Genomic DNA, 12,444 nt, shown 5'->3' with positions numbered 1-12,444 from the left:
GCTCCTGTGTTTTGGCTATTATAACGTCGAGCGGATGATCCCGTCAAGGGAAGCGGCATCGTCGGTCGTCGCATAGCACGCGTTTTCCCCGCATACGAGATAGGCTTCGAGCGTTTCATCGTTTCGGTACAGTACGAACGGATATGCCGGAGATTGTTCGATGGCGGCGAGTTTTTGCGAAGGGGCTTTGATCAGCCGCTCAGGATGGAGCCAGCGTACGGCCTGAAGGGTAAGCGCCGGAAAATAGATCGGCGTTTTCATCAGTTTGAGGGAGGCGAATTCGAGGCTTTTGAACGCGAAATGACGGTATTTCGGATCGATCAGCGTCCCCAGGTCCATCAGTGCCTCGACCATCACCGCCATGGAACTCGGATAGGTACCGTCGTCGAGTTCCGCTTCGGTCGTGAACGCGCCGCGGCTGAAATACCATTTACCTTCCCGGTAAAAAAGTTCCAGTGCTTTGTTGGCATAGCGTTGGGCATCGATGAGGTAGGGTTCGTGTAAGGTTGTGCGGTACCCTTCGAGCAACGCGGCGCAAAGGTAGGCGTAGTCTTCGAGGAAACCGTCGATTTTGGCCCTTTTCCCGATAAGTGCGGAGTGTTTGAGGATATCCCCTTCGCACATGGATGAGAGAAGCATGGCGAGGCTTCGTTTCGCCTGCAAGAGGTAACGCTCGTCTTTTTTTCCGAGGACGAAGAGGGCATTGATCATCATCGCGTTCCATGCCGTGATCACTTTGCGGTCGACAAACGGATAGTTTCGTCCCTTCCGCAAAAGAGCGAGGCGATCGCGCACCTTGTCAAACCATTCGGGACGATCGGCGAAACCCAGGCGGACGATGCAGTTCCCCTCGAAATTTCCCTCGGGGAGCGCGCCGATCTCCCGTGCGGCCCGGTCTGGATCGACAACGCCGCACGCTTCAAGCGCGGAGAAGATCTCGTCGTAGGAATAAACGAAGTATTTTCCCTCTTCTCCGTCGCTGTCGGCATCGCTGGCGCTGTAGAAAAGATCTTGTTCGGACATGAAGTTCATCATGAAATCGGCGATTTCGCGGGCGACGTTCGCAAAACGGGGTTCGTCGTAAACCTCTGCGGCTTCGCTGTAGAGGCTGCACAACAAAGCGTTGTCGTAGGTCATTTTTTCGAAATGGGGGACGAGCCACGACGCGTCGGTACTGTAGCGGCAGAATCCGCCGTCGACAAGGTCGTACATTCCTCCCAGCGCCATTTGTTCGAGTGAATGTTGTACCATATGCCTGATGTGGGGATCGGGGGTGAGGCGTTCAAGACGCATCAGCGTTCGCAGGGTTGAAACATGGGGGAATTTCGGTGCGGCGGAAAATCCGCCGTTGGTCTCGTCGAAATTGTGACGGGTCTGTTTGACGTAAAGTTCGGCGATTTTTTCGGTGAGGGTCGTGGCTTGGACGGGCGTCGTGTCCGGACGCATGAACGAAGCGATTTCGTCGGCGTTCGAAAACAGTTTTTCGTCGTTTTCGGCCACTTTGGCCGCGATGATTTCGGAAAGCTCGCTAAACCCCATCATCCGGTCCCGATTGTGCGGGGGGATATAGGTCGCGGCGTAGAACGGTTTGTTCTGAGGGGTGCAGAAAACCGAAAGCGGCCATCCGCCGCTGCGGCGGTTGAGGAGCATATGCAGCTCCTGGTAGTGTTTGTCGATGTCGGGGCGCTCTTCACGGTCGACCTTGATGCAGATGAAGTGGCGGTTGACAAATTCGGCTATCGCGTCGTTTTCGAATACTTCGCGCTCCATGACGTGACACCAGTGGCAGCTGCTGTAACCGATACTGATGAAAATCGGCTTGTTTTCGCTGCGCGCGCGTTCAAACGCTTCGTCGCACCACGGATACCAGTCAAACGGGTTGTCTTTGTGTTGCTGCAGATAGGGGGAGTCTTCGTGGGCCAGACGGTTGGACATATTCATTTCCCGGTTATTAAAGTTGCGCTAGTGTAACACCCGATGCTATGAGAAAGCTGAAAAATATTAACAATGTTGCTCTCAAGGCTTTGCTACAGCTTTATGCGGTACAATTTGGAAGATATTCAGAATAAGGTTTTGCTATGCGTTTCCTATGGTTGTTCCTTCTTCCTTTTGCCCTGTACGGGGTAGGGTTTTTACAGCCCGAAGAGGCATTTAAACCCAAAATCTCAATGGCCGACGATCAGACCGCGGCGATTGAGATCGAGTTGGGTGACCAGATCTATCTGTATGCCGACAAAGTGAAGGTCGAAGATGCCGATCCCAAAGACGGCATCGGTTTTAAATCGGTCACGATGGCCGATCCGGTCGACCATGAAGGGGAGAAAGTTTTCGAAAACTCTCCCGCGATCCGGATCGCACTGGCTCGCGACGGCGATGCCGAAGGGGTAAAAGAGCTTAAAGTCAAACTTGCCTATCAGGGATGTTCGGCCGCGGGGCTGTGTTACGAACCCCAGGAAGTTGTTCTCAGCGTCAAAGTCGATGCGGACAAGCTTCTTTCCGCAGACGGTTCCTCAATCCTCAAAGCCCCTGCGGTCACCTCCGGCGAGATTGACCTGGCTCCGGCGCCCAAACCCGCTGCCCAGGAAAAATCCGAAACCGATCGGATCGCACAGGTGATCGAGGGGGGTAGCCTCTGGTTCATCCTTCTGAGCTTTTTCGGATTCGGTCTTCTGCTCGCGCTGACGCCGTGCGTCTTCCCGATGGTGCCCATCATCTCTTCGGTGATCGTCGCACAGGGGGAAGGTCTTGGGACCAAGCGGGCGTTTTGGCTCTCCGTCGTCTACGTATTGGCGATGGCGGTGGCGTATACGATTGCCGGGGTGCTGGCCGGGTTGTTCGGCGCGAATCTCCAGGCGGCTTTCCAGACGCCGTGGATCATCACCCTTTTTGCCCTGATTTTCGTCATTCTGGCGATGTCGATGTTCGATCTTTTCGAACTCCAGATCCCCAACGCGATCCAGTCGCGCATTACGCAGATCAGCGGCCGCCGCAGCGGTATTGTCGGCGTTGCCGTCATGGGGTTCCTCTCGGCTCTGATCGTCGGTCCCTGCGTCGCCGCTCCGCTTGCCGGAGCGCTTATCTACATCGGACAGACCGGGGACGCGCTGCTCGGCGGGGTCGCTTTGTTCGCACTTAGCATCGGAATGGGGATTCCTCTGATCGCGGTAGGAACCAGTGCGGGTAAATTCATGCCCAAACCGGGACCGTGGATGGATACGGTCAAATCGATTTTCGGGGTCATGCTCATCGGCGTCTCTATCTGGATGATCAGCCGTATCCTTGATGAAAACATTTCGATGATGCTGTGGGGAGCCCTGGCGGTATTCGTAGCGGTCAATATCGGAGCCCTCGAGCCGATCCGCGGACGTTGCATCCGTTGCCACCGTGCGAACAAAAAAGCGCTGGGAATAATCCTGTTCCTCTACGGAATGTCGCTGCTCCTGGGCGGCATGAGCGGAGCCAAAGACCCGCTCCATCCTCTCGATCCGTTCCTCCCCGCAAAAGGGGCCGTAAACGTCGAAGCTTCATCGCATAAAACGTTTGAAAAAATCACTTCGATCGAAGAACTCGAAGCGATTCTGGCCGAAAACAAAGGGAAACCGGTACTGGTCGATTTTTATGCCGACTGGTGTACCGCGTGCAAGGAACTGGAGGAAAAAACCTTCAGTGACGAAGCGGTCAAAACCGCGATGGACCGGTTCGTACTGGTCAAAGTCGATCTTACTGCCAACGATGAGGCGGCCAAAGCGATCAGTGCGAAATACGGCATTTTCGGCCCCCCGGCCATTTTGTTCTTCGATCAGAACGGTACGCGGATGAAAAGTGCCGATATCGTCGGGTTTAAAGAACCCGGAGAATTTTTAGATCATTTAGGGAAACTCTGATGAAAAAAATCATCCTCGCTTTGTCGCTTGTCGCCTCGTGCGCATTTGCCGAACTCAAATGGGCGCCGTCGTACGATGCGGCGCTCGCACAGGCCAAAAAAGAGAAGAAAAACGTGATGGTGATGCTCTCACGGGAAAATTGCCCGGCGTGCGAATACATGAACGATGTCGTGTTCGAGGAGAAGGCGATCAGTACGGAGATACACAAATATTATGTCCCCGTCCACATCGACATCCATAACGATTTCGTCCCCGAAGGGCTTTCGTATATCGGTACCCCGACGTTCCATTTTCTGAACGCTGCGGGGAAAAAAATCGGGCGCCACGACGGTGCCGCGAATATCCCCACCTTTATGGGGATTCTGAACAAGTATAAAAAATAATTTTTACCGTTTTCCCTCGACGAGGCGGTCGAGAATGTAGAGCTGCAGATTTTTGTGCGGTATCTCTTTGTCGAGTGCTTCGGAATAGATTTTCGCCACCTCTTTGGCGTGAAGATCGTAATCGAAATGGGGAAAATGGTTCTCCCACGCTTTTTTGATAATCCGCAGCGCCACCGTATCGATCATGTACTCTTTGAACATCGCATAAGTCGCGAAAAACATCCCCGTGAACAGCACCGCCATCAGAATGAGGAGGTGGCAGTCGATTTTCGCCAGCACCGAGTGAAAAATCGCCGATGCCGGGAAAAGAATCAGATGCCACAGTGCGATGAAAACGACATAGCTACGTCCGATGCTCAGGCGGAAGCCCGGAATTTTCCCTTCGAGCTTCAGCCCGTCCTGGTACATCTTGTTGGTGTTGAGCATATCCCGAAACAGCATCGGATCGTCGCTGAGCGTAAAAATATAAGGGACGATTTTTTCGTCTTTAAAGCGTTTGAGGGATGTTTTCATCCATGAAAAAAGTCTGATCATTTCAAATCCTTGATAATTTCGCTGACGCGCTTGGCGCTTCCGTGTCCCAGAAGGCCGCGCAGACGTTCGGCATCGCTGAAAAAAGCGGCCGTATCCGTTTGACGATAGGCATTATACAGATTTTGGGCATACACTTCGTTTTGCAGCAGTTCGGGATGCAAAGGGCGGCCGAAGGCGTGTGAAAAAAGGATATTCCCAAGCCCGACGTAATCGAGTTTGACGAGGCGTCTGGCAATCGCGTAGTCGAGCGCTTTGGCGATGTAAACCAAAACGAACGGCGTTCCGATCAGCGCGGCTTCGAGAGTCGCGGTACCGCTGCAGATAAAAGCGAAGTCGGATTCGGCGAGGCTCGCATGCGCCTCGTGGACGATCTCGAACCCCGTTATGTCGCCGTAGAGTTCCACTACCTGCGTTTGGGTAAAATGGGGGGGGATGACCAGCAGCGCGTTGCATTCGAGCATCGGCCGAAGCTCACGGAAAACGGGCATCAGCCGTTTGATCTCGCCCGGACGGCTTCCGGGCATGAAGGTGATTTTTCCGCTGGGGGATAGATCACGCTTGCGGATGTCGATTTCATCCAGCAGCGGATGGCCGACGTATTCGATGGGCGCTTCTTTCGAATAATACGAGGGTTCGAAGGGGAGAATCGAGCAGAGCTTTGTTATCGTCCGCTCCAGCACCGGGATCCGTTTTTTCTTCCACGCCCATGCCTGGGGGAGGATGTAGTAGATAATCTCTTTTTCGGGATAGCGTTTTCGGATCGCTTTGGCCAGGGGGAGATTGAATCCCGAGGAATCGATCAGTAGTACTTTGTCGGCTGTAGCGGCAAGTTCGAGCATCCGGTCTCTGAGGCGGAAAAAAAACGGGAGTTTTTTAAGCGCGTCGACGAACCCCATGATGGAAGTCGAACGCAGATCGACGATGCTCTCCCCCAGCGACGAATCGAAAATACCGCACAATTCGACTTCGTCACCGAGTTCTCTGACGAGATAGCGTAAATGGATGTTTGCGGAGTGCTCCAGTGCGCTGATGAGAAGTTTCATGATCCTCCGTCTCCCCGGTTGCTCATATCGGGCGAATAGGTGCTTTTGCCTTCGCGGTATTCTCCCAAAAAGGTGGTGAGGGCATCGATTTCCCGGTCGCTAAGTCCCATGGCGAAGGGGATCATCATTTGCGAGAGCTGGGTGGAGCCTTTTTTGGCGCGGTACTCTTTGAGCTTGTGGGACAGAAACGCCTTGCGCCGATACGCCAGTGCGGGATACTGGGCGGAACCGGCCGCCGAAATACCGTGGCAGCCGTTGCACCCTTTCGAAAAATAGAGCTTTTTTCCCTGTGTGTAGAGATCACCCGCCGCAAAAACGATCATCGGAAAGAAAAATAACAATAACTTCGCCATTTTTAGAGGTGCCTTTAACCATTCATAGTCTACAATAACGCAATTATAGCGAACGGGAGCAACTATGATCATTTCGGGTGCGGTTATTTGTGATATTAACGGGGAACGCAGAGCGGATGTGCGGATCGAAGAGGGAATTATCACCGAAATCGGCGAAGAGCTGGAGGGGACGGAGAGAATTGACGCAAAGGGGTGCTACCTGTTCCCCGGGCTGGTCGATACCGATGTTCGGCTTAAAGATGGCCAGCTCAACCGCACGAATCTCGAAAAACTTTCCCGACGTGCCCTTCGCGGCGGGGTTACGACGGCAGTATTGGCCAGCGACTGTTCTCCCCGCATCGACGACGAAATTACACTCGAATTCGTCCAGCAGCACCGTCATCTTGCTCACGGAGCCACGATCGAATCGACGCTCAGCGCCCTCAACGAGGAGGGCAATCTCAGCAATATAGCGATCATGCTCAAAAAAGGCTCCCTTGCCGTCCATACCGTCACGATCGACGATTACAACCGCATCAGCCGGATTGCCCAGTATCTGAAAATGGCCGATAAGACCCTGTTTTACAAAGCGACCGATAAAAGCCTGTTTGAAAGCGGTGTAATGAGCGACGGCGAAATCGCATCCCAGCTGGGTCTTCCGGGGATTTCTCCCCTTTCCGAAGTGGTGCACGTCGCATCGATGATCGAGATCGCGCGCCATTTTGGCATACGGATCGTCTTTAAAAGCGTCACGGAACCCCGAACGGTGGAAATGATCGCCCAGGCCCGGACTGAGGGGATCGACGTATCGTGCGAGGTATCTCTCCATCACCTGCTCAAAAACGATTCGGCATGCCTGGGGTTCGATACGGATGCCAAAATCAATCCGCCGCTGGTCAGTGAAACCAAACGTCTCATCCTGCTCGAAGCGCTCCGAAACGGTACGATCGCTTCGCTCAGTGCCCTTCATCAGCCCAATTCGGACGTTCATAAAGACATCACGTTTTACGATGCCCAGTTCGGAACGACTGCGATCGAAGAGTACCTTCCCCTGTGCTATACCTATCTGATCCGTCCGGGGACAATCTCAGTAGCCCGTTTCGCCGAGATCGCGTCGCGCGTTCCGGGAAGCCATGTCGGAATCGAAAGCGGAGAAATCGCGGTCGGCGCAAAAGGGGATGTGGTTGTATTCGATCCGGAAGGGACGACCTCCGTGCTTCACCACCACAGCCTCTATAAAAACGAAACGCTGCAGGGAAAAGTCATCTTGGCCGTCTGCCGCGGAGAAGTGACGCGCTTTTAATGATATAAGTCAATCGAACTGATGATTTCTCCCGCAAAAATGCGGGTAGCTTTAGGGGGTTGCAGGGGACAATCTTGTCCCTGCCGCTTTCAGGGCTTGCTCCGGAGGCGTATCAAATTATAGTGATTTCGCGTTGCGGAATTCGGAAATTTCCGCTTCGACCATTTCATCTATCATTATTTTATAGAGTTTCGACAGAAGGTTCGGAGAAACTCCCGACTCCATCGCCTTGAGCCGAACACGGTCCATAACCGCCTCCATTCTCTCTTCGCCTTTAATCTCATCGATCGAATGTTTAAACTTGGCCGCCTGCTTGACGTAAGCGTTGCGCGCGGCGATCAGCTCGACGATCTGATCGTCCAGACGGTCGATATACTGGCGTACTTCTTCTAAACTGTGGCACTCTGCGGCTTGCATGAATTTCCTTTTGGGAATGGGTTGGCGTTATGATAGCATGAATACGGTTATTTGGAAAATATCACATAATTATCACGTTAAATGATATAAAATTAACTTATTTGGGTTTTTTTTTGATATTTTATATATAGTTATAAATCTTTAAGAATTAAATACCTATGATACTCCTCAAGCGATGACGAATTTGTTATTGTTTTCGCACTCGAAGCTAATCGAAGAAGAGGAGAACCCTAAGTATGAAACTTTCAAGACGTGACTTACTCAAGTTTGCAGGTATCAGCGCCGCTGCTGCCGCTGTTTCAGGTTGTACGGCCGCTGCAGGCGCGGCACCGGGATCGGCAGCATCAGGCAAAATGCTCGGTAAACACCAAGTCGTTATTATCGGTGGCGGATGGGGCGGTCTGACCGTTGCCAAAGAGCTCAAAAAAATCGATCCTAAATTTGATGTAGCGATCATCGAGAAAAACGACAGCTTCATGTCTTGTCCGTTTTCAAACTGCAACCTCGGCGGAATCGAAGGCGTCAATCTGAACGTTTTGATGCACGATTACTCCAAAGCGGTTGAAAACTTCGGATACGGAATGCTTCAGGCCGAAGTTACCGGTATCGACCGTGCGGCCAAAGTCGTCCATACCGCAAAAGGTTCGGTCGGTTACGATATCCTCGTTCTCGCACCGGGTATCGACTATAACTACAAAAGTTCGTTCCCGGCTTGGGATGCTGCAAAAGTTGCCAAAGCAAAACGCCTTGCCCCTGCGGCACTCGTACCCGGCGGTGAACACGTAGCGCTTGACCGTCTGGTTAAAAATATGGAAGAGGGCGATTTCGTCATCACCGTTCCTGCCGGAAAATACCGCTGCCCGCCTGCACCGTTCGAACGTGCAAGCATGGTGGCCAACCATATGAAAAACGAAGGATTGACCGGAAAAGTCATCATCCTCAATGAAACGGCTGAAATCGCGAAAGGCGCAGCGTTCAAAGAAGCTTGGGCGGAAGTGAACAACGGTAACGTCGAACACCGCGCAAACTGCAAAATCGTAGACGTCGATTTCGACAAAAAAGAGATCACATACGTTCAAACGACTTTCAAAGACAAAGACGATGTCGAAGGGACAAAAGCGACCCACACGATCAAATACGGCGTCTTCAACCTGATTCCGCACAACATGTCGAATCCGGTCATCGAGATGGCAGGCGTCGCAACGACTCCGGACTCGTTCAAAAAAGTCAAAATGGCGACTAGCCCTGAAAAACCGGTATCGTTCCAGACGGCTACCGATGCGAACGTATTTGCCGTCGGCGACGTTGTTGGACACGGTATCCCGCCAAGCGGCCAGTCGGCTATCTGGTCGGGCAAAGAGTGTGCTAAAGAGATCGCACACAAACTCCACGGCAAAAGCTACAGCGTTGCGTCGGCTCTTCCGTACAAAAGCGCGAACGTTTGTTACTCAATGGTCAACGGTAGCCCCGAAGAAGCGATCATGGTTAACCATGAATTCGTTGTCCAGGGACCGGTTATTTTCGGAAAAGGAAGCGTTCCTAAAGACGAGAAAACGGGCAAATTCCGTACAACTGGCCTTGCGAAAGCAACCCGCGACTGGTACAAAGGGGCGATGCGCGACCTTTTCGGTTGATGCTTCCCCCATTTTCTCCCCGCCCGGGGGGAAATTTAAATGCAATATCTGCTACACTAATCACCGCAAAAATCATTCAACACGGACATTATCATGGATAGAAGAAATTTTTTGAAAGTTGTTGCCGCAGGTGCAACGGTTGTTGCGGTCAGCCCATCGCTGATCCGCGGAAATTTGTATGCCGCAGACGGTGCCCTTTTCAAAGCGTACGAGAAGGCGCAGCTGGTTGATGCAGCCGGTAAACCGATCAAAGCCTCAAGTCTGGCCAAAGAAGTGACGTATATTTTCAATTATCCGTATGCTTCGACTCCGTGTATGTTGATCAATCTGCCCAAACCAACCGCGACGGACGTCCAGCTCACTTCCGAAAACGGCGAGAAATACGTCTGGAAAAGCGGTGTCGGTAAAGAACGTACGGTGGTCGCATACGTTGCGATCTGTACCCACCAGCTGACCCACCCGACCCCGAACGACAGTTTTATCGGATACGTCCCGACCAACAAAAAAACGATGGCGTACGATAAAAGCGGTGTAATCGTTTGTTCGTCTCACCTTTCGGCGTTCGATGCCGGTTCGGGGGCCAAAGTTCTCGGGGGGGCAGCAACGCAACCTTTGAATGCGGTGGTGCTCGAACACGCGGCCGACGATACCCTGTGGGCCGTCGGGATTTTGGGTCAGGACAAATTCCACGACTATTTCCAGGCGTTCCGTCCGGAGATCAAAGAGTTTTACGGGAAACCGGCTGAGTCGAAAAAACTCGTTTCCATTTCGGCCAAGACCGTCAAACTCAGCGAGTTTTCGAAAGAAATTATCCAATATTAAAAGGGGCAACGATGAAAAAAGCTTTAGCGTCACTGGCACTGGGAGTGTTTCTCGCCGGATCATTGAACGCGGCTGAGAAAGCCGATCCGCGACTGGAACTGATGAAAGAGATGCGTACGATGATGGACGCGATGGAACAGATTCAGCGGGGGGGGCTGTACAGTTCGGGTGACGAGATGAAACAGGGAGTCAAAAAATTGCAGGGGACACTCAAATCGCTCGAAAGCGAAGATGTCAAGGCGATTCTACCCAAAGACCAGGTTTACGCTTATAAATTCGCCCAGAAAACGGCGCACATGCTCCGCCTTTATTCCGATGATCTGATCGCATCGGTCGAAGCAGGCCGCATGGACAATGCGCTCGATGATTATACCCAGCTGCTTAAGCAGTGTATGTCGTGTCATATCCGCATCCGTAACTGGTAATCCTTTTTTCAATTATTATCCCTCCCTCAGGGGCGGGACTCTCTTATCGATTCTCTTTTTACCTCTTAACCTTTTTCTTTCATACTAAATATAATAATTAAAGTTATCAAATCGAATATTTGATTTTCTGATTCAAAATCCCGATCATCCGTGGTGAAAAGTATAATTTTTTCTTTTTATCACATTTTTGTCTCAAAAGCTTACAAATTTGTAACTCCATCAAAAAAAATTATAGTTTTAAAGATTTATTTAAGATAAAGACCTTTAAACTGAGTCCCGAGATCCAAATAAGATTATCTTATTACGGACGGTTTCTTGAAGGAGAATGAATGAAATTAGGAAAACTGAGTCTTGTAGCCGTTATGGCTCTGGGAACAAGCGCGTTTGCGATTGACAACGTCAAAGTAAACGGTGAAGCGAAAGTTTGGTATCAAACATCAGAAACACTGGGAAGCAACCTTGATATGTTCGACCACGGGACTAACTCGTTGGCAGAAGTATCATTGTTGGTCGGTGCAACAATGGATCTTGCTCCAAACCTCAGCATGGGTGCCAGCGCGTACGCGTTGACGACGCTCGGTCTTGAGAACAACCTTGTCGGACAGGTTCCTGCCGCACGTTTGAATCCGGATGGTACAGCCGCAACGGGTGCATTGGACGACCAGTCATGGGCTCGCGAATTGTACCTTGCCTACACTGCCGGTAAAACAACCCTCAAAGTCGGTCGCCAGGAACTGAACACTCCGCTTGCGTTCACCGAAAAATGGAACGTTGTTGACAATACTTTCGATGCTGCGGTTGTATTGAACAACGATCTTCCGGATACGACACTGGTCGGTGCATGGGTCGGTAAAGATAACGGTGCCGCAAGCAACACGACTGTCAACAACGGCGGTAAATTCTCGACGTTCGGCGCTACCGGTGCCTACGCTGCAGGTGCGATCAACAAATCAATCCCTAACACAACGGTTCAAGCGTGGTACTACGACGTTCAGAGCGTTGCGGATGCTTACTGGTTGCAGGCGGATGCGAAACTGATGAACGACATGGTAGAACTGGGTCTTCAGTATGCAAACATGGATAAAAAATACGTCAACTACAGCGATACTGACATTTATGCAGTAAAACTGGGCGTAAACGTTGCCAACTCAAACATCTATGCGGCGTATTCGTCTGCAAGCGACAACAACGGGAACGGTATCGCACAAGCGGATAACTTCTCAAACGTTGCAACAGGTGATAAATCAATGATCTATACTGCGCTGGGAAGCATCTACATGGACGGTGAGCACACCACAAAATCGGATACCGATGCGTGGAAAATCGGTGCTTCTACGAAAATGATCCCGGGTGTAACTTTGTCAGCAAGCTATGGTGAAGCCGAAACAGACGGTAACAACAATGCTGCCAACAAAGCTGAATACAGTGCATGGGATGTAATCGCGTCTGGTAAAGTCGGACCACTCGGTTTGACTGCTATCTATACGCAGTATGACAAAGAAGACAATACCGGTGCTAAAACCATCGATACTGACACTCTCCGTATCATCGCTTCTTTGAAATTCTAAGAAGTCTTTTCTTCAGGGCCTTCGGGCCCTTTCAATTCTCCTTATGTTAAGTTTGCCGTGCGGGATTCGTCACCCCGTACACACTCCGCCCGCAGATTC

General features: G+C 51.5%; 12 protein-coding genes. 7 read left to right on the top strand and 5 right to left on the bottom strand.

Going from position 1 to position 12,444, the window contains the following annotated elements:
* Positions 1–18: 18 nt before the first annotated feature.
* The gene (locus tag E0765_RS05980) at positions 19–1,941 is read right to left on the bottom strand and encodes a thioredoxin domain-containing protein (RefSeq protein WP_368666171.1); all 1,923 of its coding nucleotides are present in this window, start codon (positions 1,939–1,941) and stop codon (positions 19–21) included.
* 137 nt (positions 1,942–2,078) lie between these two features.
* Between E0765_RS05980 and dsbD the strand changes: the two genes are divergently transcribed.
* Positions 2,079–3,884: a protein-disulfide reductase DsbD gene (dsbD, locus tag E0765_RS05975; RefSeq protein ID WP_132812314.1), complete on the top strand. Its 1,806-nt coding sequence runs from the start codon at positions 2,079–2,081 to the stop codon at positions 3,882–3,884.
* The gene (locus E0765_RS05970) at positions 3,884–4,267 is read left to right on the top strand and encodes a thioredoxin family protein (protein WP_132812313.1); all 384 of its coding nucleotides are present in this window, start codon (positions 3,884–3,886) and stop codon (positions 4,265–4,267) included. Before dsbD ends, E0765_RS05970 begins: the two co-directional genes overlap by 1 nt.
* Before the next feature lie 3 nt (positions 4,268–4,270).
* Here E0765_RS05970 and E0765_RS05965 read toward each other — a convergent pair whose 3' ends face one another.
* Genes E0765_RS05965 through E0765_RS05955 form a run of 3 tightly spaced genes read right to left on the bottom strand, consistent with a single transcriptional unit; the run spans position 4,271 to position 6,197 of the window.
* The gene (locus tag E0765_RS05965; protein ID WP_132812312.1) at positions 4,271–4,801 is read right to left on the bottom strand and encodes a hypothetical protein; all 531 of its coding nucleotides are present in this window, start codon (positions 4,799–4,801) and stop codon (positions 4,271–4,273) included.
* The gene (gene lpxB, locus E0765_RS05960) at positions 4,798–5,844 is read right to left on the bottom strand and encodes a lipid-A-disaccharide synthase (RefSeq protein WP_132812311.1); all 1,047 of its coding nucleotides are present in this window, start codon (positions 5,842–5,844) and stop codon (positions 4,798–4,800) included. Before lpxB ends, E0765_RS05965 begins: the two co-directional genes overlap by 4 nt.
* Complete coding sequence (locus E0765_RS05955) at positions 5,841–6,197, bottom strand: c-type cytochrome (protein ID WP_165921685.1); 357 nt, start codon at positions 6,195–6,197, stop codon at positions 5,841–5,843. The genes lpxB and E0765_RS05955 overlap by 4 nt, the downstream gene beginning before the upstream one ends.
* Positions 6,198–6,261: 64 nt before the next feature.
* Between E0765_RS05955 and E0765_RS05950 the strand changes: the two genes are divergently transcribed.
* Positions 6,262–7,479, top strand: a complete 1,218-nt coding sequence (locus E0765_RS05950) for an amidohydrolase family protein (protein ID WP_132812309.1) — start codon at positions 6,262–6,264, stop codon at positions 7,477–7,479.
* Between the two features lie 117 nt (positions 7,480–7,596).
* Here the strand turns inward: E0765_RS05950 and E0765_RS05945 are convergent, their stop codons facing one another.
* The gene (locus E0765_RS05945) at positions 7,597–7,896 is read right to left on the bottom strand and encodes a chorismate mutase (protein WP_132812308.1); all 300 of its coding nucleotides are present in this window, start codon (positions 7,894–7,896) and stop codon (positions 7,597–7,599) included.
* Between the two features lie 236 nt (positions 7,897–8,132).
* Between E0765_RS05945 and E0765_RS05940 the strand changes: the two genes are divergently transcribed.
* The 4 genes from E0765_RS05940 (at position 8,133) to E0765_RS05925 (ending at position 12,345) form a co-directional block, all read left to right on the top strand.
* A complete protein-coding gene (locus tag E0765_RS05940) occupies positions 8,133–9,530 on the top strand; it encodes an FAD/NAD(P)-binding oxidoreductase (RefSeq protein WP_132812307.1) in 1,398 nt (465 codons plus the stop codon).
* A gap of 93 nt (positions 9,531–9,623) precedes the next feature.
* Positions 9,624–10,352, top strand: coding sequence for a twin-arginine translocation signal domain-containing protein (locus E0765_RS05935; protein WP_132812306.1), 729 nt, complete (start codon positions 9,624–9,626; stop codon positions 10,350–10,352).
* Between the two features lie 11 nt (positions 10,353–10,363).
* Positions 10,364–10,777 (top strand): hypothetical protein, encoded by a 414-nt coding sequence (locus E0765_RS05930; RefSeq protein WP_132812305.1) that lies wholly within the window; start codon positions 10,364–10,366, stop codon positions 10,775–10,777.
* Positions 10,778–11,106: 329 nt separating this feature from the next.
* The gene (locus E0765_RS05925) at positions 11,107–12,345 is read left to right on the top strand and encodes a porin (RefSeq protein WP_132812304.1); all 1,239 of its coding nucleotides are present in this window, start codon (positions 11,107–11,109) and stop codon (positions 12,343–12,345) included.
* Positions 12,346–12,444 lie beyond the last annotated feature (99 nt).

The organism is Sulfuricurvum sp. IAE1 (genome assembly GCF_004347735.1).
Taxonomy (GTDB): domain Bacteria; phylum Campylobacterota; class Campylobacteria; order Campylobacterales; family Sulfurimonadaceae; genus Sulfuricurvum.
Note: the sequence above shows the minus strand (reverse complement) of the source record. Positions and strands in the feature narration are given on the sequence as shown.

Coding starts and splice junctions, on each gene's coding strand:
- E0765_RS05980 (WP_368666171.1), bottom strand. CDS start 1,941: ATGAATATGTCCAACCGTCTGGCCCACGAAGACTCCCCCTATCTGCAG.
- dsbD (WP_132812314.1), top strand. CDS start 2,079: ATGCGTTTCCTATGGTTGTTCCTTCTTCCTTTTGCCCTGTACGGGGTA.
- E0765_RS05970 (WP_132812313.1), top strand. CDS start 3,884: ATGAAAAAAATCATCCTCGCTTTGTCGCTTGTCGCCTCGTGCGCATTT.
- E0765_RS05965 (WP_132812312.1), bottom strand. CDS start 4,801: ATGATCAGACTTTTTTCATGGATGAAAACATCCCTCAAACGCTTTAAA.
- lpxB (WP_132812311.1), bottom strand. CDS start 5,844: ATGAAACTTCTCATCAGCGCACTGGAGCACTCCGCAAACATCCATTTA.
- E0765_RS05955 (WP_165921685.1), bottom strand. CDS start 6,197: ATGGCGAAGTTATTGTTATTTTTCTTTCCGATGATCGTTTTTGCGGCG.
- E0765_RS05950 (WP_132812309.1), top strand. CDS start 6,262: ATGATCATTTCGGGTGCGGTTATTTGTGATATTAACGGGGAACGCAGA.
- E0765_RS05945 (WP_132812308.1), bottom strand. CDS start 7,896: ATGCAAGCCGCAGAGTGCCACAGTTTAGAAGAAGTACGCCAGTATATC.
- E0765_RS05940 (WP_132812307.1), top strand. CDS start 8,133: ATGAAACTTTCAAGACGTGACTTACTCAAGTTTGCAGGTATCAGCGCC.
- E0765_RS05935 (WP_132812306.1), top strand. CDS start 9,624: ATGGATAGAAGAAATTTTTTGAAAGTTGTTGCCGCAGGTGCAACGGTT.
- E0765_RS05930 (WP_132812305.1), top strand. CDS start 10,364: ATGAAAAAAGCTTTAGCGTCACTGGCACTGGGAGTGTTTCTCGCCGGA.
- E0765_RS05925 (WP_132812304.1), top strand. CDS start 11,107: ATGAAATTAGGAAAACTGAGTCTTGTAGCCGTTATGGCTCTGGGAACA.